We start from the raw sequence: 24,491 nt of genomic DNA, 5'->3' as shown, positions 1-24,491 counted from the left end.
AACCCGATTGTGACGCTATCGACGCTATTGTGCGCCTGACTGAATCGAGGAGTCAGGCGACCCGCCATGCAAGTGCTTTCGCGCGAAGACCCGAACGCTGCCTTTCGGCGCGGGCAGACGCGCACGATTCTGGCGATCGACGACAGCCGCACCAGCCTGAATGTGCTTGGCCAGCAGCTTGCGCAGCACGGCTATCTGGTGGTGCTGTGCGAAAGCGGTGCCGAAGCGCTCGACCTGCTGGCGGCGCGTGGCTTTGATCTGGTGCTGTGCGACCTTGTGATGCCCGGCATGTCGGGGCTGAGTGTGCTCCACGAAATCCGCAGCAATCGTGAGACGGCCGACCTGCCGGTGATCGTCATCACCGCAAGTGGCGATCCGCACGCGGCGGTCGATGTCTTCAAGGCCGGCGCCGACGATTATGTCGCCAAGCCGTTCACGTTCGACGTGCTGGCGGCGCGGATCGAACGCGTGATCGCGCGCGCGCGCCGGATCGCCGAACTCAAGCGGTCGAACGCGACGCTCGACGCGCGGATTGCCGCGCGCGCGATGGAACTGGGCGAGGCGCGCGCGGCGCTTGCCGAAACGCGCGCCGACCGGCTGCGGCTGATTGCCTCGCTGCAGAGCCTCAACGACCGTGTCGATGCGCTCAGCGGAACCAGCGCCGCTTGACGAAATAGCCCGCGATGGCGGTTGCCAGCAGCACGCAGACGCCGACCACACCGTCGAACGCCCAGGGTTCCTTGGCATAAGGGATTCCCTCGACATTCATGCCAAGCAGGCCCGTCAGAAAGGTCAGCGGCAGAAAGATCATCGCAACGATCGCAATCACAAGTGACCGGCTGTCGATCTGCTCGGCGCGCAAGTCGGTGAGCGCTTCGTGAGTCAGCGCGGCGCGCTCGCGGATCGATTCGAGCTCTTCGGCCATGCGCGCGGCGCGGTCGGCAGCGGCCGACAGATGCATCCGGTCATCTTCGTGCAGCCAGTTGACCTGCAACGACGCGAGCTTTTCGATTGCGGCGCGCTGCGGCGACAGGAAGCGGCGATAGCCGATTGCGGCAACCCGGATCTGAGTGACTTTGCGGCGTAATTCGAAAACCTTGTCAGCGTCCAGGTCGGCCTCGCAATCGTCGAGGTCGTCGCCCAGCTCGGCGACTTCGGGGTCAAGTTCGGTAGTGATCGCGGCCGCAAATTCGGCAATCAGATCGCCGGGATCATGGATCAGCCCCTTGGCAAGTTCCGCCTCAACCAAATCAAGCGCGGTCAGCGGGCGCCGCGTGACCGAGATCACGCGACCGGCCACTACCCAGATCCGCACCGACGCCAGCGGATCGGACATCGGCATGGCCGCGTCGGACCGGCCGCGCAGATTAAGGAAGGCGCCGTCGCCAAACTGGTCGCAGCGCGGGCGCGTTTCGTTCGCGGTCAGGGCCTCGACGATATAGTCGGGCAGCCCTGCTTCGCCGATCAGCCAGGCCTGCGCTTCGGTGTCGCTTTCGGTTAGGTGGATCCAAACGAGCTCGGCCTGATGATCGACGGCCTCGCGCGGATTGAGCTTCATTACCTGCTCGTGCTGCACGCAATAGGCAAAGCCGCTCATGCCATCACCACTTCGATCGAGATGCCGGGCAGCGCCGCTGCGGGGGCGGGGCCGATAATGCGCTCGGCGTCGGCGCGGGCGCGGTCGAGGATCGCGAGCGGCGCATCGGCGGCATGATAGACACGGTCGGCAAGCGCGAGCAGCCGCGCCTGCCGCAGCGTCAGATCGTCGGGGTCGGCGGAACGGAGCACCAGCCGCTCGGCACGTTGGACCGGCGCGTCGGCAGCCGCCAGCCAGCGCGCAACGGCATCATTGCCATGCACCGCGAATGGATCGAGTGCCGCGCCCGGGGCCAGCGCCGCGCCGATCGCGTGGCGACGCGCAGCGCCATCGGGAAAGCGGCTGCGCAACGCAGCGCGCGCGGCGTGGAGTGCCTCAGCAAGCGCCCCCAGATTGGCTGGCAACATTGCTTCGAGCCGTTGCCGCAGCGCCGCCGCCAGCCCGGCTGACGCGCCGCCGGTGCCAATCGCGACCAGCACGGGATTGCGCTCGACAATCGCAGGCAGCGTGAAGTCGCATAGCGCCGGGCGATCAACGGCGTTGACGAGAATGCCGCGTGCCTTCAGGCGCGCGACGGCGGCTTCCGCCTCGGCATCATCCTCGATCGCGACGATCGCCAGTGCCGCTTGTGCATCCTCGCCGACCACCACGGCGCCCGCGCGGTTGAGCAGCCGTCGCTTGGGCTCGGCCTGCTCGCCATCGCCCAGCAAAATCACCTCGCGCCCGGCCAGCCGCACGAACAGTGGCAGGCTGTGCAGGCCTACGCCAGCCATTCGGGCACGCGCTCGGCGCTCAGGATCGTCGCGGGGGCAATGCGATCGGCAACCACCGCATAGCGATCGCCGCTGACCATCACTTCGGGCACCAGCGCGCGGCTGTTGTAGGTGCTCGCCATCGTCGCGCCATAAGCGCCGGCAGTACGGAAGATCGCCAGATCGCCGCTTGCGACCGCATCGATGTCGCGCGCGGTCGCGAAGGTATCACCGCTTTCGCACACCGGGCCGGCGATGTTGGCGGTCATCCGCTTGCCCGACGGTTGAACGGCGACGAAATCATGCCACGCGTCATAAAGCGCCGGGCGCGCGAGGTCGTTCATCGCCGCATCGACGATGACATGCGGATGGACCGCGCCGGGCTTCACCCAGATCACCCGCGTCAGCAGCACGCCGGCATTGCCGCAGATGACCCGGCCGGGCTCGAACATCAGCGCCACGTCCCACCCCTGCGTCGCGCGCGCGACCATCGCGCCATACTCGGCGGGGCTGGGGACGACGTCGCCAGTGCGATAGGGCACGCCCAGCCCGCCGCCCAGATCGACATGAGTGATCGCATGGCCTGTCGCGCGCAGCTCGGCGACCAGCTGTCCGACCCGGGCATAGGCGGCCTCGAGCGGGGCAAGCGTGCCGAGCTGACTGCCGATGTGGATCGCCACGCCGCGCAGATTGAGCCCCGGCGTCCCCGCCAGCCGCGCGAAGATCGCCGGGGCCTGATCGATCGGGACGCCGAACTTGTTCTCGGCCTTGCCGGTCGAAATCTTGGCGTGGGTCCCCGCATCGACGTCCGGGTTGACGCGCAGCACCGCCTGCGCGGTCAGGCCTTGCGCGACGGCGATGGCGCCGAGCACGCGGCCCTCTTCCTCAAGTTCGATATTGACCTGACCGATTCCGGCAGCAAGCGCGGCGGAAAGTTCGTCGCGGGTCTTGCCCACGCCCGAAAAGACGATGTCGGCGGGCGCCATGCCTGCCGCCAGCGCGCGCGCCAGTTCGCCGCCCGAGACGATATCGGCGCCATAGCCCGCCTTGGCGAGCACGCGCAGCACCGCGAGATTGGGATTGGCCTTGACCGCAAAGGCCAGATGCGGGCGCTCAACCCCGCTCAACCCCGCGCGAAACACTTCGGCGTGGCGCTCGAGCGTTGCTTGCGAATAGACATAGACCGGCGTGCCGACTTCGGCCGCAATCCGGGCGAGCGGCACGTCTTCACAGTGGAGCGCGCCGTCCTTCAGCGAAAAATGATCCATGATGGTGTTTGCGGCTCAGTTCGGTGGCGGCAGGGCGAATTCGTCATTGCGCCGTTCTTCCGAACTGCGCAGCAATTCGTCGCTGCGTTCGGGCCGCGCCTGGCTCGACGGCGTTGCGAGCTGTTTGGCGGTCGGCACCGCGGTCGCGCCAAAAGGTTTGGGCGGCAGCATCTTGCCGGGCGCGGGCTTGAGCGCTGCGGCAGACCCGCACCCGGCCAGCAGCACCAGCGGTGCAAGCGGCAATAGCTTCATCGGCTTTCCTCCTGTCGGGCCCGGCGCGCGGCGGCGACGGCGGCGCGGACACGGTCCGGCGCGGTGCCGCCAAAACTAGCGCGGGCCGCGACGGATGCATCGACACCGAGCACGCCATAGACGCGTTCGTCGATCCGCGAGTCAATGGCTTGCAAGTCGGTGAGCGGCAATTGATCGAGCGCGACCCCGCGTTCCTCGGCAAGTTTCACTGCGCGCCCGGTGATGTGATGCGCCTCGCGGAACGGGATGTTGGCCGCGCGTACCAGCCAGTCGGCGAGGTCGGTCGCGGTCGCGAAGCCAGCCTCGGCAGCGGCGCGCATCCGCTCGGTGCGGAAGGTCGCCGACGCGACCATGCCCGTCATCGCGGCGATCGACAGCCCGAGCAGGTCGTGCGCTTCGAACACCGGCGGCTTGTCGTCCTGCATGTCCTTTGAATAGGCCAGCGGCAGGCCCTTCATCGTCATGACGAGCGCGGTCATGCAGCCGGCAATGCGCCCCGAATGGCCGCGCACCAGCTCGGCGGCATCGGGGTTGCGCTTCTGCGGCATGATCGAGCTGCCGGTCGACCATTGATCCGACAGCGACACAAAGCCGAACGGCTGCGACGCCCACAGGATGAATTCTTCGGCCAGCCGCGACAAGTGCAGCGCCACTTGCGTCGCTGCCATCAGATAATCGAGCGCGAAGTCGCGGTCGCTGACGGCATCGAGCGAATTGCGCGTCGGCGCGTCGAAGCCCAGCGCCGCCGCAGTCATCTCGCGGTCGATCGGGAAGCCGGTTCCGGCGAGGGCGGCGCTGCCGAGCGGGCATTGATTCATCCGCACCCGCGCATCGGCGAAGCGGCTGCGATCGCGCGCGATCATTTCGTAGTACGCCATCAAGTGATGGCCGAGCGTTACCGGCTGCGCGCTCTGGAGGTGCGTGAAGCCGGGCATCACGCTGTCGGCATGTTCCTCGGCGCGGTCGATCAGCGCGTCCTGAAAGGCGCCGAGCGCGGCATCGACCTGGTCGATCGCATCGCGCACCCACAGCCGGAAGTCGGTCGCGACCTGATCGTTGCGGCTGCGCGCGGTATGCAGCCGCCCGGCGACCGGGCCGATCTTGTCGGCAAGCCGCGCTTCGGTCTGCATGTGGATATCTTCGAGGCTCAGGTCGTCGGCGACACCGCTCGCGGCATAATCGGCGGCGACGGCGTCGAGTCCGGCACTGATCGAAGCAGCATCATCGGGCGCGACGATGCCTGCCGCGCCGAGCATCGCGACATGCGCTTTCGACGCCGCGACGTCCTGCCGCCACAGTCGCTTGTCGAACGGGATCGACGCGTTTATCTCGCGCATCACCGCTGCCGGGCCTTCGGCGAAGCGCCCGCCCCACATGGCATTGGAGCCCCGATTGTCCCGTTCGCTGATCACGCTTCTCCTGACCGCTGCGCTGGTCGCTGGCTGCGATAGGCAATCGCCGAAGCCGGAGCAAGCCGCCGCGCCCGCCGCCAATGTCGCGGCGCCGGCCGCCCCCGCCGCCGATGGCCTGATCGACCGCAGCCACAAGGGCGAGGCCGCGCCGACGACGGCCTTTAAGGGGCCGGATGGCAAGACGCTGACGCTCGCCGATTTCAAGGGCAAGCCGGTGCTGCTCAACCTGTGGGCGACGTGGTGCGCGCCGTGCATCGCCGAAATGCCGCAGCTTGACGCGCTCGCTGCGCGCGAAGCGGGCAAGCTGCAGGTGCTGACGGTGAGCCAGGATCTGGAGGGCGCGGCCAAGGTAACGCCCTTCTTTGCCAAGGGCGGCTACAAGGCGCTGAAGCCCTATCTCGACGATCAGGCGGCGCTCAGCACCGGCTATCAGGCCAATCTGCCGACGACCATCCTCTATGATTCGACCGGCCATGAAGTCTGGCGCTATTCGGGCGGGCAGGACTGGACGGGCGCCGCGGCCGCCAAGCTGATCGCTGAGGCGCGGTAACGACGGCGACGCCGCCGAACGGGATCAGGCGACCCCGTTCGCCTTGAAATGCGCCAGCAGCCGCGCCCAGCCGTCGGCTGCATCGGCGGCATTGTAGCTGGGGCGATAATCGGCGTGGAAGCCGTGCTGCGCATCGGCGTAAACGTGGATGTCCGATCCCTTCTTGCCGGCGGCGACCAGCGCCGCCTTCATGGCATCGACATCGGTCTGCGGAATGCCCTGGTCGAGCGCGCCATATAGCCCGAGCACCGGCGCCTTCAGCTCAGCGGCGCGCGCGATCAGCGGCTTCAACTGCCCGTACCACGCAACGCCTGCCTTGATGTCGGGATCGACCATAGCCGCGCGCCACACGACCGCGCCGCCCCAGCAGAAACCGGTGATACCGATCTTGGCAGGGCTCGCGAATTTCTGCGCCTTCAGCCACGCCGAAGTCGCCTTCACATCACCGTCGACCTGCGCGACGCTGGCTTGTGCGACGACCTTGCGGATTTCGGCAAAGTCGGTGAGCGCGGGCAGATTGACGCCCGAACGGTAGAAGAATTCCGGCGCGACCGCGACATAGCCGAGCTTGGCAAGGCGGCGGCAGACGTCCTTGATATAGGCATGCACGCCGAAGATTTCGTTGACGACGATCACGCACGGATGCCGCCCGGCGCCCTTGGGCCGCGCGACATAGGCGGGCAGCGGCTTGTCCGCGCCATTGGGGATCAGCGCTTCTTCGATCACCAGCCCGTCCTCGGGCGTCGTCACCGGCTTGGCATCGGCGGCAACGGCAGCCAGCGCATAGCCGGCGAAGAACATGCTCGCCACCGCACCGCGCCGGGTGAGATGCAGATCCTGGGGTTCGGTGCCGTCGGGGCGGGTAAGCGTGACCATGGATAACCTCCTGCGCTGTCCCATCATCGTGCCCCAGCGATACGGCAAAGACAATCCACCGATTGGCGGCGAAACCCTTGTTTTACCGATTGGACGGTATCCTCGGGCGATGTTGCGGATGCCGTCATGCGCGTTCTGATCCTGGCTGTGGCGATCGGCCTGATGGCGGCTGCGTGGTCGCTTGCCGGCGATCTGATGCAGCCGCGCAACGTCTATTCAGCCCCGGCCACGCAAATTCACGACAAGCTCGCGGTCATGGCGATCCCGAACGGCGGAGACGGTCCGCTCGGTGCGCATCCGGTGACAAAAACCATCGACAAGCCGCTTGAACTGGGCTGGACGGGCGGGGCACGCGGCGCGGTCACCTGCACTGCACGGCTCGAAGCGGTCACCGACGCGACGACTCGCGTCGTCACGACCTGCACGGCCGATGGTGCGCGTAGCGAGATGCTGGCGCTTGCGAAAATCGCCATGACCGAACAGGTCGATTCGACCCTCCGCGACCGACCCTACAACAAACAGGCAGTCGCGATCGCGGCGAGTGCCGTCGCGGCGCTCGGTGCCGTGCCACCGGCTGGCGGCGGTGCACCCGCCGCGCCGCTCGAGACTGCGCCGACCGAACCGAGCGCACCGCCTGCGAACCAGCCGACGATACCGGCAATCCCGGTCGGCTGACGACGTAAGCACGCTTGCCTATATTGCGGCAGCGAAGGCATAAGCCCGCTTCCCGCAATGCTCGCACGAAAGTCGATTTCCATGTCCGCGATGTTCCGAATCACGCTGCCCGACGGTTCCGTCCGCGAGGTAGCACCGGGGACCACCCCGGCGGACATCGCCGCCGCAATCGGCCCGGGTCTTGCCAAGGCGGCGATCGCAGCGCGCGTCGACGGCGAGCTGCGGGATATCATGCGGCCGCTGGAAGGCGATGCAGCGCTGGCGCTGGTGACGGCGAAGGACGAGGCCGACGCGCTCGAACTTGCGCGCCACGATTATGCGCATGTGCTCGCAGAGGCGGTTCAGAACCTGTTTCCGGGCACGCAGATCACGTTCGGCCCGGCGACCGATGATGGCTTCTATTATGACTTCGCGCCCAAGGATCGGCCCTTCACCGAGGAGGACCTGCCCGCGATCGAAGCCGAGATGCGCGCGATCATTGCGCGCGACGCGCCGCTGATCCGCGAAGTGTGGAGCCGTGCCGATCTGATCGCGCGCTGGCAGGCACAGGGCGAAACCTTCAAGGCCGAATGGGCGGCCGAACTGCCCGAAGGCGAGGAACTGACGGTCTACCGCGCCGGCAAGGGCGAAAATGCCTGGCTCGACATGTGCCGCGGACCGCACCTCGCCTCGACCGGGAAACTCGATCCGCAGGCGTTCAAGCTGACGCGCGTGTCGGGCGCCTATTGGCGGGGTGACCAGAAAAACGCGATGCTCAGCCGCATCTATGGCACTGGCTGGCTCAACAAGAAGCAGCTTGATGCGCATCTGACGATGCTCGAGGAAGCCGCCAAGCGCGATCACCGCAAGATCGGCGCGGAGATGGACCTGTTCCACCTCCAGAGCGAAGCGCATGGCAGCGTGTTCTGGCACCCCAAGGGCTATCGCATCTACCGCGAGCTCGAGGCCTATATGCGTCGGCGGATCGACGCGGCGGGCTATGCCGAGGTCAAGACGCCGCAGGTGATGGACGCCAAGCAATGGGAACAGTCCGGCCACTGGGGAAAATACCGCGAGAACATGTTCGTCATCCCCGATGAAGTGCCCAATGTCGACGACGACGGTCCGGTGATTTCGGGCAAGGCCGAGTGGATGGCGCTAAAGCCGATGAACTGCCCGGCGCACGTCCTGATCTTCCGCCAGGGGATCAAGAGCTACCGCGACTTGCCGCTGCGGATGGCCGAAATGGGCTGCTGTCACCGCAACGAGCCGCACGGCGCGCTCCACGGCATCATGCGCGTGCGCCAGTTCACGCAGGACGATGGCCACATCTTTTGCCGCGAGGACCAGATTGTCGAGGAAGTGCAACGCTTCTGCGACCTGCTCGACAGCGTCTACAAAGATCTCGGCTTCGACAATTACGCGATCAAGCTAGCGCTGCGGCCGGAGAAGCGCTTCGGCACCGAGGAAATGTGGGATCAGGCCGAGGCCGAGCTGCGCAATGCCGTGGTCGCATCGGGGCGGGCAACGGCGAATTATGGCTGGGAGGAACTGCCGGGCGAGGGCGCGTTCTACGCCCCGAAGCTCGAATTCCACCTGACCGACGCAATCGGGCGAACGTGGCAGTGCGGGACGATCCAGTCCGACCGTGTGCTGCCCGAACGGCTCGACGCCACCTATGTCGGCGCCGATGGCGAACGCCATCGCCCGGTGATGCTCCACCGCGCGATCCTGGGCACCTATGAACGCTTTATCGGCATCCTGATCGAACATTATGCCGGGCGCTTCCCGCTGTGGCTTGCACCCGTGCAGGCAGTGGTCGCAACGATCGTGTCGGATGCTGATGACTATGCCCATGCGGTGACGGCAAAGCTCGCCGCTGCTGGGATTCGCGTCGAGACCGATCTGCGCAACGAAAAGATCAACTACAAGGTGCGCGAGCATTCGCTCGCGAAGGTCCCCAATCTGATCGTCGTCGGCAAGCGCGAGGCCGAGGAGGGCACCGTCGCGCTGCGCCAATTGGGCAGCGAACGGCAACAGGTGATGGCGCTCGACGATCTGGTCGCCATGCTTGCGGCGGATGCGACACCGCCCGATCTGGCACGGGGCTGATTGCGACCGAAGCGCCGGACCGAACTTCCCAAATCGCGCGATTGCGCGTATATTGGGTGATTAGATAACCACAGGAGCAATACTCATACGTCCTCCCATGACCCGGCGCCCGCTTGCGCCCCCGCCGATCAACGGTCCGCGGTTCAACGAATTCATCCAGTCGCCCAAAGTCCGCGTGATCGATCAGGACGGCGAAAACCTGGGCGTGATGTACACGCGCGAAGCCATGGAACAGGCAATGGCCGTCGGGCTCGACCTTGTCGAAGTGTCGCCCAACGCCGATCCGCCGGTCGCCAAGTTCCTCGATGTCGGCAAGTTCAAATATGAGGCCCAGAAAAAGGCCAATGCCGCGCGCAAGTCCCAGAAGACGCAGGAGATCAAGGAGATCAAGATGCGTCCGAACATCGACGACCATGATTATGATACCAAGATGAAGAAGGTCGCCGAATTCATCGACGAAGGCGACAAGGTGAAGATCACGCTGCGCTTTCGCGGGCGCGAACTCAGCCACGGCCAGCTTGGCATGGCCCTGCTCCAGCGCGTGCAGGCCGACATCGCCGAACATGCCAAGGTCGAGGCGTATCCGCGGATGGAGGGGCGCCAGATGTTGATGGTGCTCGCCCCGAAATGAAGCCTGAAATGCGGCGCGCCGCGCTGGCGGTGCTGATGCTGGCGGGATGCGGGCAGCAGGCGTCCGATCCGGTTGCCCGACCGGCGGCAGCCGGCGCACCGACCCATGACATGCCCCACCATATGGCCGCTGCAACAGGCCCCGCGGCGGAATATGACGCGGCGATGGCGGCGATGCACAAGAACATGGGGGCTGCCTCGGCCGATGCCGATGAAAGCTTCATGCGGCTGATGATTCCGCATCACGAGGGCGCGGTCGCGATGGCCAAGACTGCCCTTAAATATGGTAAGGATCCCGAAGTCCGCGCGCTGGCCGAACAGGTCATTGCCGCGCAGGACCGCGAAATCGCGCAGATGAAGCAGTGGCTTGCCCGGCACGATCGGCAACAACGCTGACTGGGGTTGTCCCGGATCCGGCATCGGTGCCGAAAGCCGACGTTGACGCGCGGGCGCGCGCGCCGCACGGTTGCGCTATGCGCAAAATCGTCCTCACCACGATCGGGACGCGGGGGGACCTGCACCCGTTCATCGCGATTGCGATCGAACTGAAAGCGCGCGGCTTTCATCCGGTGATGGCGGTCGGGCAGGATCACCTTGCCGAGTGCCGCGCAGCCGGGCTCGATGCCGAGCCGGTGCTGCCGGCCTTTGATGACATCCGCCAGCGCATGGGGCTCAACGAGCATGATGCTGTGCGCCAGATCATGGACGATCAGCGCGAAATGCTCGATCAGGTGCTGCTGCCCTCGCTCGCGTCATCAACCCAAGCGCTGGCGGAAGTGGCCGAGGGGGCTTGCGCCATCGTTGCGTCGATCTTCGCGCTCGCAGCCCCCATTGTCTGCGAGAAGGCCGACATCCCGCTGATTTCGATCGTGCTGCAGCCGATGGCGATGCTGTCGGCGAGCGATCCACCCAAGACGCCTGATTTCTGGATGATGAAGCAGCCGCACGTCGGCGCCGTGGGCCGACTCTGGAACCGCGCGGCTTATGCAACGATGCGCCAGGTGATTGACCTGCTCTATCGTCGTCAGGTCAATCGCGTGCGGGTCGCCAATGGCGTTGCCGCCAAATCCGCGCGGCGGCTGCTCGAACCGCAAAGCCAGGGGCTGCTGACGCTCGGCACCTATTCCGAGCAGCTTGGCGCGATGCCGCCCGATGCACCGGCCAAGACGCGGATCGTCGGCTTCCCGTTGTTCGACGGCAACGCGGCGGCGGGCGAGGGCCTTGACGCAGAGCTGGAGGCTTTTCTGTCGGTGGGGCCGGCGCCGCTGGTCTTCACGCTTGGTACCTTTGCGGTGCATGGCGCAGGGACCTTCTACGACGAAGCGGCTGAGGTCGCGCGCCGTCTAGGCTGCCGCGCTGTGATGCTGACCGGACGCGACACGCCCGACCGTGGCGATGCGCAAATCCACTGGTGCAGCTATGCACGTCATTCGGTGCTGTTTCCGCAGGCGGCGGCAATCGTTCACCACGGCGGCGTCGGCACCACCGGTCAGGCGATGCGCGCGGGCAAGCCGCAGCTCGTCGTGCCGCACATGGGTGACCAGTTCGACCATGGCAATCGGATCGAACGCCGCGGGCTTGGTTACATGCTCGACAGCAGCCGCTTCACTGCCGATCGCGCGACGCCGCTGGTCGAGCGGCTGTTGCGCAACGATCGCTTCGCCGTCCGTGCGCGCGAAGTGGCGGCGCGGATTGCGACCGAGCGCGGCGCGGAAGCCGCAGCGACCGCGATCACCGAAGCACTGGTCCCCTATGACGCGCCACAAACGCGGGTCAGCGGCGCGCCAGTCGCGGTGCTGCCCTTTTCCCGGGGTGAGCCGATCACTGCCGCCGCATCCTGACGGCCCGCGCCGCGCTCACGCGGCGGGAAGTTCCCACAGCTCGATCGCATTGCCCTCGGGATCGTGGAGCCGGGCGAATTTGCCGGTTTCAGGTGCGTCCCATTCCGCTCGGGTTTCAACCGCAATGCCAGCAGCGCGCAGCGATTCGATCATCCCGTCGATGTCGGCGACGCGCAAGTTGAGCATGAACTGCTTGTCGGCGGCGAAGTAATCGGTGTCGGCCTTGAACGGTGCGAACACCACCGGACCGCCTTGGGTCTTCCACGACCATTCTTCGACCGGTCCGGTGTCCTCAGCCGAACAACCAGCGCCGATGCCGAGGTGCTCCCGGTACCATGCCGACAGCCCGTCGGGGTCCTGCGACCGAAAGAAAAGTCCGCCAATGCCGAGCACGCCCATGCTTGTCTCCCCTTATGCCGCCTGAGACCATTCGCCGTCATTTGCCGCTGCCCCCAGCAATCGCCGTTCGATTGCCCGCAATCGCTGGCCACTGCTGATCTTCTCGCCGAGCAGATCGGTGAGGTAGAATGTATCGACCGCGCGCTCGCCATAGGTCGCGACATGCGCCGAATGGATCGTGACCTTCGACTGGAACAGCGCCTGCGCGAGCCGGTTGAGCAATGCCGGGCCGTCGCGGGCATTCACTTCGATCACCGTGAAGCGGTTCGACGCATTATTGTCGATCAGCACCACCGGTGCGATGTCGAATGCCTCGGCGCGCGTGCGCGGCAGTGGCTTCGCCTTCAACCGCTCGGCAAGGCGATTGCGATTGGCGAGCGCATCCTCGATCATCGCTTTCAGCCGCGCAAGTTGCTCGGGCCGGTCGAACGGGCGCCCGAAGGGATCCTGCACCAGGAAGTTATCGAGCGCCATGCCGTCGCGCGTGGTGTGAATCCGCGCGTCGATAATGTTGCCGCCCGCCAGATGAATGGCGCCGGCCGTGCGATAGAACAGCCCGGGATGGTCGGCGGCGTAAAGCGTTACCAGTGTTGCGCCGCGATCGGGATAGACTTTGGCATCGATCGCCAGCTCCGCGTCGCCAGCGGCGGCAATCAGCCGCGCATTGCCCTCAAGCACGTCATCGGGTTCGGCGATCCAATAGGCTTCCGGCAGGCGCGCGACGAGCCGGTCATAGGCAGCGGCGTCCCAGCGGAGCGTGGCGGCGAGTGCTTGCTGCTTGGCGGCGATGCGCTCGCCGCGTCCTTTCTGCTTGTGCCCCAGGCGGAGCAGTTCCTCGGCCAGCTCATAGAGTTCGGTCAGCAGCTGGCGCTTCCAGCTGTTCCAGACACCCGGGCCGACGGCGCGGATATCGACCACGGTCAGCGCGAGCAGCAGGCGCAGCCGCTCGGGGCTCTGCACGGCGGTCGCAAAGTCGATAACGGTCTTATAGTCGGCCAGATCGCGCTTGAAGGCGGTGGCCGACATCAGCAAGTGCCAGCGGACCAGCCACGCGACCGTCTCGGTTTCGGCCTTGGACAGCCCGAGCCGGGGGCAGAGCCGTTGCGCAACTTCGGCGCCCAGCACCGAATGGTCGCCGCCGCGCCCCTTGGCGATGTCGTGCAGCAGCACCGCGACATAGAGCACCCGGCGCGAGACGATGTTGCGCATGATGCTCGCGGCAAGCGGATGATCCTCCTCCAGCTCGCCGCGTTCGATCCGCGCGAGCAGGCCGATCGCGCGGATCGAATGCTCGTCGACGGTATAATGGTGGTACATGTCGAACTGCATCTGTGCGACGACGCGGCCGAAATCGGGCACGAAGCGGCCGAACACGCCGGCCTCGTTCATCCAGCGCAGCACCGTTTCGGGATCGCGATTCGACGTCAGCACATCGAGGAACAGGGCGTTGGCGCGCGGATCGTCGCGGACATCGTCGACCAGCTTGGCGTCGCGCGCGGCGGCGCGCATCGTCAGCGGGTGGATTTCGAGCCCGTGCTTGTCGGCAAGCGCGAACAGCTCGACCAGCCGCACCGGATCCTGCGCAAAGAAGTCGTCCGATGGCAGCGACAGCCGCCCGCGATCGAGGATGAAGCCGCTCAGCTTGCGCGGCCGCCGCATCAGCGATGGCAGCCCAAAGCGACGGCCGCGCGTCGCAAAGGCTTCGTCGAGCTGCGACAGGAACACGCCGGTCAGGTCGCCGACGATTTTCGCCTGCAGGAAATAATGCCGCATGAAGCGTTCGACGCGCGATGCGCCGGGGCGGTCGGCATAGCGCATCCGCTCGGCGATCTCGCGCTGCACGTCGAAGGTCAGCCGGTCCTCTGCGCGCCCGGTGATGCAATGGAGGTGGCAGCGCACGGCCCAGAGGAAATTTTCGGCGCGGTGGAACTGGCGATACTCGGTCGCCGTCAGCAGCCCGGCGTCGACCAGCCCGGCTGCGCTGTCGACATTGTGGATGTACTTGCCGATCCAGAACAAGGTGTGGAGGTCGCGCAAGCCGCCTTTGCCTTCCTTGACATTGGGTTCGACGACGTAGCGGCTGTCACCCATTTTCTTGTGGCGTTCGTTGCGCTCGGCGAGTTTGTCGGCGATGTAGGCGCGCGCGCTGCCGGCCTGCACTTCGGCACGGAACCGGCGCGAGGCCTCGTCGTAAAGCGGCATGTCGCCCCAGATGTAGCGCGCCTCGAGCAAGGCAGTCCGGATCGTCACGTCGCCCTTGGCCTGGCGGACCATTTCGTCGAGCGAGCGCGCGCTGTGGCCGACTTTCAGGCCCAGGTCCCACAGGACATAGAGCATTGATTCGATGACCTGTTCGGCCCAGCCGGTCTGCTTCCACGGTGTCAGGAAGGCGATGTCGACATCCGAATGCGGCGCCATTTCGCCACGGCCGTAGCCGCCGACCGCCATGAGCACGAGCCTTTCGGCGTTGGTCGGGCTGGCGCACGGATGCAACTGTTTGGTGACGAAATCATAGAGCAGGCGCAGGATCTGGTCGATCAGGAAGGCCTGCGCGGCGGCGGCTTCAAGCCCGCGCGACGGCGCCGCGACCAGCCGTTCGGCAATTTCGGCGCGGCCCAGCGTCAGCGCGACCTTGAGCATCACCGTGGCCGCCAGACGGCGCTGCACCGGATCGTCGCCTGCGATCGCGGCAAGCCGGTCGGCGATCGCGCGGCGATCGATGATGGCGCGGCGATGCGGCACTCCGGCGAAGCGATTGCTCATGGCGGCGATATAGGACGGTCCCGGCTAAAGGTCACGCCAACGAACGATCGTTACCGGTTCATTTACCATTGCAGGGGTAGAACGAATGCCCATGCTGACCCGAACCGATCAAGGCTGGACATTTGCGGTCGGTGGCCGGCGATGGTCGCAGATCGAACTGTTGCGTTTGATCGGCATCGACGATCACAGCCGAAGCGAGCGGTTGCGCGCAACGATCGACACCGTAATGGGCTTCGGCGCTGCCAACATCCTTGTGCCCATTGCGATGTGCACCGTTTATGCGCTGCGCTTCGACAAGCCGCTGATGATTCTGGCAGCGGTTCCCTGTCTGCTGTCGGTGGCGATGCTGCGTCCGCTCTTCGGCCGCGATCGAAAACTGCGGCTGGCGATGCCGGACGCGCGGCTCGGCCTTGGTGTCTATCTCTATGCTGTGGTCAATGCGCTCGGATGGTTCGTAATGATCGCCGCGCTCGACATGGCGCCGCTGCTTGAGGACCGGATCGGCATCGCCTGCATGACAGTGGCGGTCATCAGCGTGGGCGGAACGATGTTCACGCTGATGCCCGGCGTGGCGCTCAGCTTCATGGGCATTCTCGGCCTGCGGCTGTGGCTCAACCTGTTGCCATCGGTGGCGGTGCCGTGGATCTATGGCGGGGCGATCACGGTATTCGTGATCCTGCTGACCATTCTCAATTCGGCGCAGGCGCGCCTGTTCAGCGACCGGATGCGTGCCGCGATGGAACTGGCTGCGCTCGAACGCCGTCGCGCCGAGGAAGCAGCCCGCGCAAACGAAATGCAGCGCGCACTTGAGCGGCAGCACGCCCGCGAACGTGCCGAAGAAGATGCACGGGCGGCAACCGAGCACCGCAAGCTGATGCTCGAACATGCCCAACGCTTCGAAACCAGCGTGCTGGCCGTGGTGACCGGCTTGGGTGATGCGGTCGGCCAGCTCGCCGGTTCGACCCGGAAGCTCACCCGCGTAGGGGACGCGAGCGCGGTCCATGTCAATGCCGTGCGCGAGCGCGCAATCAGCGCTGGGGCGTCGATGTCGGCGGTACAGACAGCGGCTGCACGGCTGCGCGATTCGATCGCGCGGATCGGCGAGCAGGTCGATGGCCAAGTACAGGCGACCGCGACGGCTGAGGCCACGTCCGAACGCGCACGCCAGCGAGCCGAGGCACTCGCCGAGAGCAGCCGCCTTGTCCGCGGCATCACCAGCGAGATCGAACGGATTGCTGCACGCACCAACACGCTCGCGCTCAATGCATTGATCGAAGCAGCGCATTCGGGTGAAGCCGGGCGCGGCTTCGCCGTCGTCGCCGCCGAAGTGAAGGCGCTTGCTGCCCAAACGCGCGAGGCAGCGGCGGGGATCGGGCGGCACATCGCCGACATGGATCAGAACACCGAGGATGTCGTCACTGCCATCGAAGCAATGGCCGCGAAGGTAGATCAGATTGCCATCGGCGCGGGCGACATCGCGCGCGCAATCGCGGGCCAATCGCAGGCGACCGACGGCATTTTCGCCAGCGTCGAGCGCGCCAGCGACACCGGCCATGCCGTCGAACTCGATCTGGGGGCGCTTGCCGATCAGGCCGGTGTTGCAATCGATCTGGCGAAATCGATCGCCGATGTCGCGGGCAATGTCCGCGCCCAGTCCGAATCGCTGAGCGCCGCGAGTGCGGCTTTCGACGCACGGCTCCGCGCGACCTGATCGCCTGCCCGTTGCACAGCGGCGTATAACCGTTAGGATTCGGTGCCGGGCTGGCCATGGGGAGAGGCAAAATGAAAAGGTTTGCGCTGGCGACATTCGCCTGCGTTCTGACGGCGTCGGTCGCGTCGGCGGCGATGCGCGACGCTGCGGTCGAAGCGCCGATCACGGCCTTCGTCGATGCGTTCAACAAGGGCGATAATGCAACCGCCAAGGCTCAGATGGCGGCGGGCGGTGTCGTCATCATCGACGAAGTGCCGCCCTATCGCTGGGGCGGACCCAAGGCGTTCGACGGCTGGGTCGCCGATTATGCGAGGGACGCTGCCGCAAACGGCATCACCGAACCAGCAGTCCGCATCGGCGCGCCGACGCGCACGCTGATATCGGGGCGCCATGCCTATGTGATTGTGCCGTCGGTTTACAGCTTCAAGCAGAAGGGCGTCGCGATGAGCGAGGCGGCGCAGATGACCTTCGCGCTCGATCGCGTGCCAGCGGGCTGGAAGATCGTCGCCTGGACGTGGACTGGGCCGGACGCGACGCCGGTCAAATGAGCCCCTTCAGCCGGTAGAGTGCCTCCAATGCTTCGCGCGGGCTGAGGGCGTCGACATCGAGATCGGCGAGCGCCGCACGCAGGCCGTCGGGGGCGGCTTCGGGCTCGGCCATGGCGGCGAACAGTGGCAGATCGTCGAGGCCCGCCGCCAGCCCGCCGGTCTTCGCGCGCCCGGCTTCGAGCTTCGCCAGCACGGCTTTGGCCCGCGCGATCGTGACCGGCGGCAGGCCTGCCAGTCGCGCGACGGCCAGACCATAGCTGCGATCGGCGGGGCCTTCGCTCACTTCGTGGAGCAGCACCAGCTCGCCCTTCCATTCGCGCGCACGGACATGGTGGAGCGACAGCGCGTCGCAGCGTTCGGCGAGCCGGGTCAGCTCGTGATAATGTGTCGCGAACAGGCAACGGCAGCGATTGTCGTCGTGAATTGCCTCGACCACCGCCCAGGCGATTGCGAGGCCGTCATAGGTCGAGGTGCCGCGCCCGACTTCGTCGAGGATGACGAAGCTCTGCGGCGTCGCTTGCGCAAGGATGGCAGCGGTTTCGACCATTTCGACCATGAAGGTCGATTGCCCGCGTGCAAGATTGTCCGACGCGCCGACCCGGCTGAACAGCCGATCGACCATGCCGATCCGGGCGCGCGTGGCGGGCACATAGCTGCCGGCCTGTGCGAGCACGGCGATCAGCGCATTCTGGCGCAGGAAGGTCGACTTCCCGCCCATGTTCGGCCCGGTCACCAGCCACAGCCGCGATGTTTCGGACAGGATGCAATCATTGGCGACGAAGCGGTCACCCGCAGCCGCGACGGCAGCTTCCACGACCGGATGGCGACCGCCTTCGATTTCGAGACAGGGCTCGGCGGCCAGCGACGGGCGGGTCCAGCCGCCTTCGGCTGCACGCTCGGCGAGCCCGGCCGCAACATCGAGGCGTGCGAGCGCATCGGCGGTTTCGGCAATCGCGTCGCGGCGGTCGAGCGCGCGGGCCGTCAGCTCCTCCAGATGTGCCGCTTCCGCCGCCAGCGCATGCGCGCCTGCCTGCGTCACCTTCAGCGCCGCTTCGTGTAGATCGGGCGCGTTGAAGCGGACCGCGCCCGCCATTGTCTGCCGGTGAGTGAAGCCGCTGTCGGGGCGCATCAGCGCGTCGCCGTGCTTGGCAGGCACTTCGATATGGTATCCGAGCACGGCATTGTGGCGGATCTTGAGCGCGGCAATGCCGGTCTGCTGGCGATAGCGGGCCTCGAGCGCGGCGATTGCGCGGCGGCCGCCGGCACCGGCGTCGCGCAGATCGTCAAGCGCGGCGTCATAACCTTCGGCGATATAGCCGCCGCCGCTGGCGTCGATCGGCGGCGCGGGAACCAGCGCGCGGGTCAGCAACTCGATCAGGCTGCCGTGGCCGCGCAGCTTGGGCACGAGCGCGGTCAGCAGCGCAGGCGGTGCTTCAAGCTTCCCGAGCTGCTCGCCCAGCCGCCACGCGCCATCCAACCCGTCGCGAATCTGGCCCAAGTCGCGCGGGCTGCCCCGGCCCGCCGCGAGCCGACCGAGCGCGCGGCCAAGGTCGGGAATGCTGCGAAGCTTGCTGCGCAGCATTTCGCGCAACATCGCATCGTCGTGGAACCGGCCGATCAGGTCGAGCCGCGCGTCAATCGTGGCTGACTCCATCAACGGCGCAGCGATATCGGCGGCGAGCAGGCGCGCACCCGCGCCCGTGACGGTCCGGTCGACGGCGTCGAGCAGGCTGCCCTTGCGGCTGCCGGCCTGGGTTGCGGTAAGTTCGAGACTGGCCCGCGTCGCGGCGTCGATCGCCATCGCCTGATTGCTGCGCGCGACCGATGGTGGTCGCAGAAAAGGGAGCGTGCCGCGGCCATTATGGTCAAGATAGGCGACCAGACCGCCCGCCGCCGCAAGGCCCGCCCGGCTGAAGCTGCCGAAGCCGTCGAGTGTCGCCACGCCGAACAGTGATTTCATCCGCGCTTCGCCGCGCGATGAATCGAACGTCGCGCGCGGGCGCAGCGTGCTGGCGAGTGCGGCAAAATCGCTTCCCTCGGCAACGATCGCCTCTGCCGGTCCGATCCGCGCAAGGTCGGCTGCAAGCATCGCCGCGCTGGTCTCGATCACGTCGAAACGGCCGGTCGAAATATCGGCAGCGGCAATCGCGATGTCGCCTGCCGCCTCGCCGATCGCGCAGCACCAGTTGCTGCTGCGGGCATCGAGCAGCGCTTCCTCGGTCAGCGTTCCCGCCGTCACGAAGCGCACGATCGCGCGACCGACCAGCGCTTTCGATCCGCGCGCCTTGCGGGCGGCCTCGGGGCTTTCGGTCTGTTCGGCAATGGCGACGCGGTGCCCCGCCTTGATCAACCGGGCGAGATAGCCTTCGGCCGAATGGACCGGCACGCCGCACATCGGAATCGGCGTACCTTCATGTTCGCCGCGTGCGGTGAGTGCTATGTCGAGGCAGGCACTGGCAATCCGGGCGTCATCGAAGAACAGCTCGAAAAAATCGCCCATCCGGTAAAACAGCAGGCAGTCGCCAGCTTCCGCTTTCAGCGCAAGATATTGCGCCATCATCGGGGTGGGAGCTGCCGTCGTCATCGGGGTCGATTAGCGAACAATTCGCCCGCCGTCATGAGATTGCCTCACGCCCGCGCGATGATGTCGAAACCGTAGCGGCCCGCCTGTCGTTCTGGAGCACCATGAAAATCAAAATCCATACCCAGCTCGATTATCGTTTCGCCGAACCCACCGATATTCTGCTCCAGCTTGAAGCCGCCGCGACGCCCGATCAACGGCTCGACCATGCGTGGATCGATCTGTCCGCGCTCGACCAGTTCGCGCGCGTGGCGGCGCAGGATGGGGTGGGCGACCGGCTGTGGTTGCGCGTGCAGGATCGGCTGGTGGTCGATTACCGGTCGACAGTCGATATCGTCCGTCCATCGATCGACTGGACGACGCTGCCGCAAGTGCCGTTGCATCGCTTGCCGGGGCACAGCGTCCAATATCTGATGGGATCGCGCTATTGCCCCTCCGACCAGTTCGTCTCGTTCGTCGAGGCGACGTTCAAGGGGCTGGAGGGTGGGGCGCTGGTGGCGGCGATCCGCGACTGGATCGAATCGCGCTTCAGCTATGTGCCCGGGTCGAGCAATGCCAACACCACCGCGATCGACTCTTTCGTCAGGCGCGAGGGCGTCTGCCGCGACTATGCGCATGTGATGGTCACGCTGGTGCGGGCCGCAGGTGTTCCGGCGCGGATGGCGAGCGTCTATGCGCTGGGGGTCAAGCCGCAGGATTTCCATGCGGTCGCCGATGTCTATCTCGACGGTGCCTGGCATCTGGTCGATCCGACCGGCATGGCAATCGATGGATCGATTGCGCGGATCGGCGTTGGGCGGGACGCCGCCGACATCGCTTTCATGACCAGCTTTGGCGATGCGGCGATGAACCGGCTGTCGGTATCGGTCGAGGAAGCCGCCTGAACCGTGCGTTCGGGCCTGCGCCGGGGTGACGAAAGCATCGGGACGCCGTAAGGCTGGTGCGAACCGGAGAGGGGCATGATGTCCGAAGAATCGAACGAACAACTCGATCGCGAAGCACTGCTGTTCCACGCCGAAGGACGGCCCGGCAAGATCGAGGTCGTCGCCACCAAGCCGATGGCGACGCAGCGCGACCTTGCGCTCGCCTATTCGCCCGGGGTGGCAGCGCCGGTGCGCGCGATCGCCGCCGATCCGGCCACCGCCTATGACTATACTGCCAAGGGCAATCTGGTCGCGGTGATCTCGAACGGCACGGCGATCCTGGGGCTCGGCAATCTGGGCGCGCTGGCATCCAAGCCCGTGATGGAAGGCAAGGCTGTGCTGTTCAAGCGCTTCGCCGACGTCGATTCGATCGACATCGAAGTGAAGACCGAAGACGTGCAGCGCTTCATCGAATGCGTCGAGCTGCTCGAGCCGACTTTCGGCGGGATCAACCTCGAAGACATCAAGTCGCCTGAATGCTTCGTCATCGAGCAGGAACTGCGCGAGCGGATGAACATTCCGGTGTTCCACGACGACCAGCATGGCACTGCGATCATCGCGGCGGCGGGGCTGATCAACGCGCTTTACCTGACGGGCCGCGACATCAAGGACACCAAGGTCGTGATGAACGGCGCGGGCGCGGCCGCGATTGCCTGTGCCCAGCTGATCAAGGCGATGGGGCTGCCGAGCGACAATCTGCTGATGTGCGACCGCAAGGGCGTGATCTGGCGCGGGCGCGAGGGTGTCAACCAGTGGCAATCGGCGCATGCGGTGACGACCGATCGCCGCACGCTGACCGAGGCGCTGGTCGGCGCCGACGTCTTCATGGGCCTCTCGGCGGCAGGTGCCGTTACGCAGGACATGGTGCGTGGCATGGCGCCGCGGCCGATCATCTTCGCGATGGCCAACCCCGATCCCGAAATCACGCCGCCCGAAGCCAAGGCGGCGCGCCCCGACGCGATCGTCGCGACAGGGCGGTCGGACTATCCGAATCAGGTCAACAATGTGCTCGGCTTCCCGTTCATCTTCCGCGGCGCGCTTGACGTGCGCGCGACCGGGATCACCGAGGAAATGAAGATCGCTGCCGCCAAGGCGCTCGCCGAACTCGCGCGCCAGCAGGTGCCCGAGGAAGTCGCGCTCGCTTATGGCGTCAAGCACAGCTTCGGCCCCGACTATATCATCCCGGCGCCGTTCGACCCCCGGCTGATGGAAATCGTGCCCGCCGCGGTGGCACAGGCAGCGATGGATTCGGGTGTCGCGACCCGGCCGATTGCGGACATGGATGCCTATCGCCAGTCGCTGAAGGCGCGGCTCAACCCGACGACGTCGGTGCTGACGCTCGCCTATGAAGGCGCGCGCGCCCACCCCAAGCGCGTGCTGTTCGCGGAAGGCGAAGAGGAAGTCGTGCTGCGCGCTGCAATCGCCTTCAAGGAAGGCGGCTATGGCACGCCGGTGCTGGTTGGCCGCGACGATGTGCCCGATCGGCTGCGCGCACTCGGCGTCACCGATCCCGACGCTTATGAACTGCACAACAGCCGCAATTCGCCGCTGGTGCCGGCGATGGTCGACTTCCTCTACAAGCGGTTGCAGCGGCGCGGTTATCTGCGCCGCGATTGCGAGCGGATGATCAACCAGGATCGCAACATCTTCGGCGCGGTGCTGCTTCAGCTCGGCGAGGCCGACGCGATGATCACCGGTATCACGCGCACCTATGCCCATTCCATGCGCGAAGTCCGCAAGGTGATCGACCCCGCCGCGGGCTGCACGCCGTTCGGCATTCATCTGATGGTCGGTCAAAGCCACACCGTGTTCATGGCCGACACCACGATCAACGAACGCCCGAATGCCGAGGAGCTTGCCGACATCGCCGCGCAGACCGCGCTGGTCGCGCGACGGATGGGGCATGAGCCGCGCGTCGCGTTCCTCAGCTATTCGAACTTCGGCAACCCCGAAGGACAGTGGCTGGAGAATATCAGGGGTGCGGTCGGCGTGCTCGACACGCGCCGGGTCGAATTCGAATATGAAGGTGAAATGGCGCCCGACGTTGCGCTCAACCCACGCCAGCTGGAAAAATACCCGTTCGCGCGGCTGTCGGGCCCGGCCAATGTGCTGATCATGCCGGGGCTGCAATCGGCCAACATCTCGGCCAAGCTGCTGCGCGAGCTGGGCGGCGATGCGGTCATCGGACCGATGCTGGTCGGGATGGAAAAGCCGGTGCAGATTGCGCCGATGACGAGCACGGCCAGCGAATTGGTGACGCTGGCGGTGCTCGCCGCCGGAGGCATCGTCGGCTAACGCCGGATCGGATCAACCGCGCGAAGCCGTGATGTCGATACCGAGCGCAGCCCATTGCGCTTCGGTGCGGCAGACCATGCCGGTCTTGCCGGGCACGATTTCGCCGCGCCGCACGCAGTAGCGGACCTGACGCTGATCACGGCGCGGTGCTTCGCGCGTGGACAGGGCGTGGTAAAGCGTGCTGGCGGGCAGCTCCATGCGCCGCGCCGCTGCCGCAACCGTATTCCAATCGGCACGGCCGATCGTGGTCGAGGCGTCGGTGGGCGCGGTCGACGTAGCAACCAGCGCAAGGATGGCGAACAAACTCATCGGGATACTCCTCAGCTTATGTGGCGACGACCGCCACATGAGCCGAGGTGCATTATCTATGCCATACACCTAGGACCGCAGAAAATCAGCGTTCTCGGCCAATTTTAAGCGGCTATAGTCGGCAAAAATTCCCAAAGCATGGCGTCAATTCCCACTAGGCGTCGATTGACGTCCCCAATGCGCCATAGACCAGCCCGCCGTCGACCGCGATCGTCTCGCCGACGACATAGTCGCCCGCGCGGCTGGCGAGATAGATGGCGGTGCCGGCCATATCCTCGTCGACGCCGATCCGCTTCGACGGGATGCCTTGCGCGATGACGTCGCCGTGGTCGCGGGCGGCCTTGTTCATTTCGCTGGCAAAGGCGCCCGGCGCGATCGAGGTGACGTTGATATGGTCGCGCACCAGCCGCGCCGCCATCCGCTTGGTGAGATAGATCAGCGCCGACTTTGAGGCGTGATAGCTATAGGTCTCCCACGGATTGAGCCGGAGGCCGTCGATCGAGGTGATGTTGATCACCTTGGCAGGCTGGCCCGCGCTGGCGGCGGCCTTGAGCGCTTCGTGGAGTGCTTGGGTGAGAAAGAAGGGCGACTTCACGTTCAGGTCCATCACCTTGTCCCAACCTTTTTCCGGGAAAGTCTCGAAGCTCTCACCCCAGGCCGCGCCGGCATTGTTGACGAGGATATCGAGCTTGGTCGTATGCTCGGCAAGCTGCGCCGCGAGCGCCTTGCACCCGGCGACGGTCGACACGTCCTGCGGCAGCGCGATGCAGTTCGGCCCGAGTTCTTGCGCCGTGGCGAAGCAGGCGTCGGCCTTGCGCGAGCTGATATAGACGGTCGCCCCCTGCGCGATGAAGCCCGCCGCGATCATCTTGCCGATCCCGCGCGAGCCGCCGGTCACGAGTGCGATGCGGCCGTCGAGCCGGAACAAGTTGGTGGTGTCCATCGGTCTTTACTCCCCTCCCGCTTGCGGGAGGGGTCGGGGGTGGGCGCCCGGCCAGCCGCAAACGGTGTCGTTGAT

22 protein-coding genes are annotated in these 24,491 nt (G+C 66.1%); 11 read left to right on the top strand and 11 right to left on the bottom strand.

Translation table 11 applies throughout. The annotated features are described in order from the left end of the window. Positions 1-66 precede the first annotated feature (66 nt). Positions 67-669 carry a response regulator gene (locus AX672_RS16085; RefSeq protein WP_066653045.1) on the top strand — a complete coding sequence of 201 codons (603 nt, stop codon included), beginning with the start codon at positions 67-69 and terminating at the stop codon, positions 667-669. Here AX672_RS16085 and AX672_RS16080 read toward each other — a convergent pair. Genes AX672_RS16080 through argH form a run of 5 tightly spaced genes read right to left on the bottom strand, consistent with a single transcriptional unit; the run spans position 647 to position 5,245 of the window. Then, entirely contained in the window at positions 647-1,597 is a 951-nt protein-coding gene (locus tag AX672_RS16080; RefSeq protein WP_066653042.1) for a zinc transporter ZntB, read from the bottom strand. The genes AX672_RS16085 and AX672_RS16080 overlap by 23 nt on opposite strands. After that, a complete protein-coding gene (locus AX672_RS16075; protein ID WP_202189360.1) occupies positions 1,594-2,370 on the bottom strand; it encodes an NAD(P)-dependent oxidoreductase in 777 nt (258 codons plus the stop codon). The genes AX672_RS16080 and AX672_RS16075 overlap by 4 nt, the downstream gene beginning before the upstream one ends. Next, positions 2,358-3,617, bottom strand: coding sequence for a diaminopimelate decarboxylase (lysA, locus tag AX672_RS16070; protein WP_066653038.1), 1,260 nt, complete (start codon positions 3,615-3,617; stop codon positions 2,358-2,360). The genes AX672_RS16075 and lysA overlap by 13 nt, the downstream gene beginning before the upstream one ends. Positions 3,618-3,632: 15 nt before the next feature. Beyond that, complete coding sequence (locus AX672_RS16065) at positions 3,633-3,869, bottom strand: hypothetical protein (RefSeq protein WP_066653035.1); 237 nt, start codon at positions 3,867-3,869, stop codon at positions 3,633-3,635. Continuing rightward, positions 3,866-5,245: an argininosuccinate lyase gene (gene argH / locus AX672_RS16060; protein ID WP_066653032.1), complete on the bottom strand. Its 1,380-nt coding sequence runs from the start codon at positions 5,243-5,245 to the stop codon at positions 3,866-3,868. The genes AX672_RS16065 and argH overlap by 4 nt, the downstream gene beginning before the upstream one ends. Before the next feature lie 16 nt (positions 5,246-5,261). On the opposite strand from argH, the gene AX672_RS16055 reads away from it, so the two are divergent. Continuing rightward, a complete protein-coding gene (locus AX672_RS16055) occupies positions 5,262-5,831 on the top strand; it encodes a TlpA family protein disulfide reductase (protein WP_331711210.1) in 570 nt (189 codons plus the stop codon). A gap of 24 nt (positions 5,832-5,855) precedes the next feature. On the opposite strand, the gene AX672_RS16050 is transcribed toward AX672_RS16055, so the two are convergent. After that, entirely contained in the window at positions 5,856-6,707 is an 852-nt protein-coding gene (locus AX672_RS16050; RefSeq protein ID WP_066653027.1) for a dienelactone hydrolase family protein, read from the bottom strand. A gap of 126 nt (positions 6,708-6,833) precedes the next feature. Here AX672_RS16050 and AX672_RS16045 point away from each other — a divergent pair, with 126 nt between their 5' ends. The 5 genes from AX672_RS16045 (at position 6,834) to AX672_RS16025 (ending at position 11,944) form a co-directional block, all read left to right on the top strand. Next, positions 6,834-7,382 carry a hypothetical protein gene (locus AX672_RS16045; protein WP_066653025.1) on the top strand — a complete coding sequence of 183 codons (549 nt, stop codon included), beginning with the start codon at positions 6,834-6,836 and terminating at the stop codon, positions 7,380-7,382. 81 nt (positions 7,383-7,463) lie between these two features. Further along, complete coding sequence (gene thrS, locus AX672_RS16040) at positions 7,464-9,473, top strand: threonine--tRNA ligase (protein ID WP_066653268.1); 2,010 nt, start codon at positions 7,464-7,466, stop codon at positions 9,471-9,473. A 97-nt stretch (positions 9,474-9,570) separates the two neighbouring features. Beyond that, entirely contained in the window at positions 9,571-10,104 is a 534-nt protein-coding gene (infC, locus tag AX672_RS16035; RefSeq protein ID WP_066653023.1) for a translation initiation factor IF-3, read from the top strand. An 8-nt stretch (positions 10,105-10,112) separates the two neighbouring features. Continuing rightward, positions 10,113-10,499: a CopM family metallochaperone gene (gene copM, locus AX672_RS16030; RefSeq protein ID WP_082730605.1), complete on the top strand. Its 387-nt coding sequence runs from the start codon at positions 10,113-10,115 to the stop codon at positions 10,497-10,499. 77 nt (positions 10,500-10,576) lie between these two features. Further along, complete coding sequence (locus AX672_RS16025) at positions 10,577-11,944, top strand: glycosyltransferase (RefSeq protein ID WP_168727518.1); 1,368 nt, start codon at positions 10,577-10,579, stop codon at positions 11,942-11,944. Between the two features lie 15 nt (positions 11,945-11,959). On the opposite strand, the gene AX672_RS16020 is transcribed toward AX672_RS16025, so the two are convergent. After that, positions 11,960-12,343, bottom strand: coding sequence for a VOC family protein (locus AX672_RS16020; protein ID WP_066653019.1), 384 nt, complete (start codon positions 12,341-12,343; stop codon positions 11,960-11,962). Positions 12,344-12,355: 12 nt separating this feature from the next. Then, positions 12,356-15,106, bottom strand: a complete 2,751-nt coding sequence (locus AX672_RS16015) for a [protein-PII] uridylyltransferase (RefSeq protein WP_066653017.1) — start codon at positions 15,104-15,106, stop codon at positions 12,356-12,358. Positions 15,107-15,191: 85 nt separating this feature from the next. Between AX672_RS16015 and AX672_RS16010 the strand changes: the two genes are divergently transcribed. Continuing rightward, positions 15,192-16,817: a methyl-accepting chemotaxis protein gene (locus tag AX672_RS16010; protein WP_066653015.1), complete on the top strand. Its 1,626-nt coding sequence runs from the start codon at positions 15,192-15,194 to the stop codon at positions 16,815-16,817. Positions 16,818-16,888: 71 nt separating this feature from the next. Beyond that, on the top strand, positions 16,889-17,365 hold the full coding sequence (locus AX672_RS16005) for a nuclear transport factor 2 family protein (protein ID WP_066653013.1): 477 nt from the start codon (positions 16,889-16,891) through the stop codon (positions 17,363-17,365). Here the strand turns inward: AX672_RS16005 and mutS are convergent. Further along, on the bottom strand, positions 17,358-19,925 hold the full coding sequence (gene mutS, locus AX672_RS16000) for a DNA mismatch repair protein MutS (protein WP_066653261.1): 2,568 nt from the start codon (positions 19,923-19,925) through the stop codon (positions 17,358-17,360). The genes AX672_RS16005 and mutS overlap by 8 nt on opposite strands. A 125-nt stretch (positions 19,926-20,050) precedes the next feature. Between mutS and AX672_RS15995 the strand changes: the two genes are divergently transcribed. Next, the gene (locus AX672_RS15995) at positions 20,051-20,830 is read left to right on the top strand and encodes a transglutaminase-like domain-containing protein (RefSeq protein WP_066653010.1); all 780 of its coding nucleotides are present in this window, start codon (positions 20,051-20,053) and stop codon (positions 20,828-20,830) included. A 78-nt stretch (positions 20,831-20,908) separates the two neighbouring features. Continuing rightward, positions 20,909-23,164, top strand: coding sequence for an NADP-dependent malic enzyme (locus AX672_RS15990; protein ID WP_066653258.1), 2,256 nt, complete (start codon positions 20,909-20,911; stop codon positions 23,162-23,164). 12 nt (positions 23,165-23,176) lie between these two features. Here AX672_RS15990 and AX672_RS15985 read toward each other — a convergent pair whose 3' ends face one another. Together AX672_RS15985 and AX672_RS15980 are read right to left on the bottom strand one after the other, a co-directional pair. Continuing rightward, complete coding sequence (locus tag AX672_RS15985; RefSeq protein WP_066653007.1) at positions 23,177-23,473, bottom strand: hypothetical protein; 297 nt, start codon at positions 23,471-23,473, stop codon at positions 23,177-23,179. A gap of 154 nt (positions 23,474-23,627) precedes the next feature. Next, positions 23,628-24,416 (bottom strand): SDR family oxidoreductase, encoded by a 789-nt coding sequence (locus AX672_RS15980; protein WP_066653004.1) that lies wholly within the window; start codon positions 24,414-24,416, stop codon positions 23,628-23,630. Positions 24,417-24,491: the final 75 nt, after the last annotated feature.

The sequence above is a fragment of the Sphingomonas sp. CCH10-B3 genome (assembly GCF_001556185.1).
GTDB classification, from domain to species: domain Bacteria; phylum Pseudomonadota; class Alphaproteobacteria; order Sphingomonadales; family Sphingomonadaceae; genus Sphingomonas; species Sphingomonas aquatica.
Note: the sequence above shows the minus strand (reverse complement) of the source record. Positions and strands in the feature narration are given on the sequence as shown.

What these genes read in the sequence shown, in the direction of transcription:
- AX672_RS15990 (WP_066653258.1), top strand. Translation starts at nt 20,909, where the DNA reads ATGTCCGAAGAATCGAACGAACAACTCGATCGCGAAGCACTGCTGTTC.
- AX672_RS16025 (WP_168727518.1), top strand. Translation starts at nt 10,577, where the DNA reads ATGCGCAAAATCGTCCTCACCACGATCGGGACGCGGGGGGACCTGCAC.
- thrS (WP_066653268.1), top strand. Translation starts at nt 7,464, where the DNA reads ATGTCCGCGATGTTCCGAATCACGCTGCCCGACGGTTCCGTCCGCGAG.
- AX672_RS16050 (WP_066653027.1), bottom strand. Translation starts at nt 6,707, where the DNA reads ATGGTCACGCTTACCCGCCCCGACGGCACCGAACCCCAGGATCTGCAT.
- AX672_RS16045 (WP_066653025.1), top strand. Translation starts at nt 6,834, where the DNA reads ATGCGCGTTCTGATCCTGGCTGTGGCGATCGGCCTGATGGCGGCTGCG.
- copM (WP_082730605.1), top strand. Translation starts at nt 10,113, where the DNA reads ATGCGGCGCGCCGCGCTGGCGGTGCTGATGCTGGCGGGATGCGGGCAG.
- AX672_RS16075 (WP_202189360.1), bottom strand. Translation starts at nt 2,370, where the DNA reads ATGGCTGGCGTAGGCCTGCACAGCCTGCCACTGTTCGTGCGGCTGGCC.
- infC (WP_066653023.1), top strand. Translation starts at nt 9,571, where the DNA reads ATGACCCGGCGCCCGCTTGCGCCCCCGCCGATCAACGGTCCGCGGTTC.
- AX672_RS16015 (WP_066653017.1), bottom strand. Translation starts at nt 15,106, where the DNA reads ATGAGCAATCGCTTCGCCGGAGTGCCGCATCGCCGCGCCATCATCGAT.
- AX672_RS15995 (WP_066653010.1), top strand. Translation starts at nt 20,051, where the DNA reads ATGAAAATCAAAATCCATACCCAGCTCGATTATCGTTTCGCCGAACCC.
- AX672_RS16065 (WP_066653035.1), bottom strand. Translation starts at nt 3,869, where the DNA reads ATGAAGCTATTGCCGCTTGCACCGCTGGTGCTGCTGGCCGGGTGCGGG.
- AX672_RS16005 (WP_066653013.1), top strand. Translation starts at nt 16,889, where the DNA reads ATGAAAAGGTTTGCGCTGGCGACATTCGCCTGCGTTCTGACGGCGTCG.
- AX672_RS16010 (WP_066653015.1), top strand. Translation starts at nt 15,192, where the DNA reads ATGCCCATGCTGACCCGAACCGATCAAGGCTGGACATTTGCGGTCGGT.
- AX672_RS16080 (WP_066653042.1), bottom strand. Translation starts at nt 1,597, where the DNA reads ATGAGCGGCTTTGCCTATTGCGTGCAGCACGAGCAGGTAATGAAGCTC.
- AX672_RS15980 (WP_066653004.1), bottom strand. Translation starts at nt 24,416, where the DNA reads ATGGACACCACCAACTTGTTCCGGCTCGACGGCCGCATCGCACTCGTG.
- AX672_RS16020 (WP_066653019.1), bottom strand. Translation starts at nt 12,343, where the DNA reads ATGGGCGTGCTCGGCATTGGCGGACTTTTCTTTCGGTCGCAGGACCCC.
- mutS (WP_066653261.1), bottom strand. Translation starts at nt 19,925, where the DNA reads ATGATGGCGCAATATCTTGCGCTGAAAGCGGAAGCTGGCGACTGCCTG.
- lysA (WP_066653038.1), bottom strand. Translation starts at nt 3,617, where the DNA reads ATGGATCATTTTTCGCTGAAGGACGGCGCGCTCCACTGTGAAGACGTG.
- AX672_RS16085 (WP_066653045.1), top strand. Translation starts at nt 67, where the DNA reads ATGCAAGTGCTTTCGCGCGAAGACCCGAACGCTGCCTTTCGGCGCGGG.
- AX672_RS15985 (WP_066653007.1), bottom strand. Translation starts at nt 23,473, where the DNA reads ATGAGTTTGTTCGCCATCCTTGCGCTGGTTGCTACGTCGACCGCGCCC.
- argH (WP_066653032.1), bottom strand. Translation starts at nt 5,245, where the DNA reads ATGTGGGGCGGGCGCTTCGCCGAAGGCCCGGCAGCGGTGATGCGCGAG.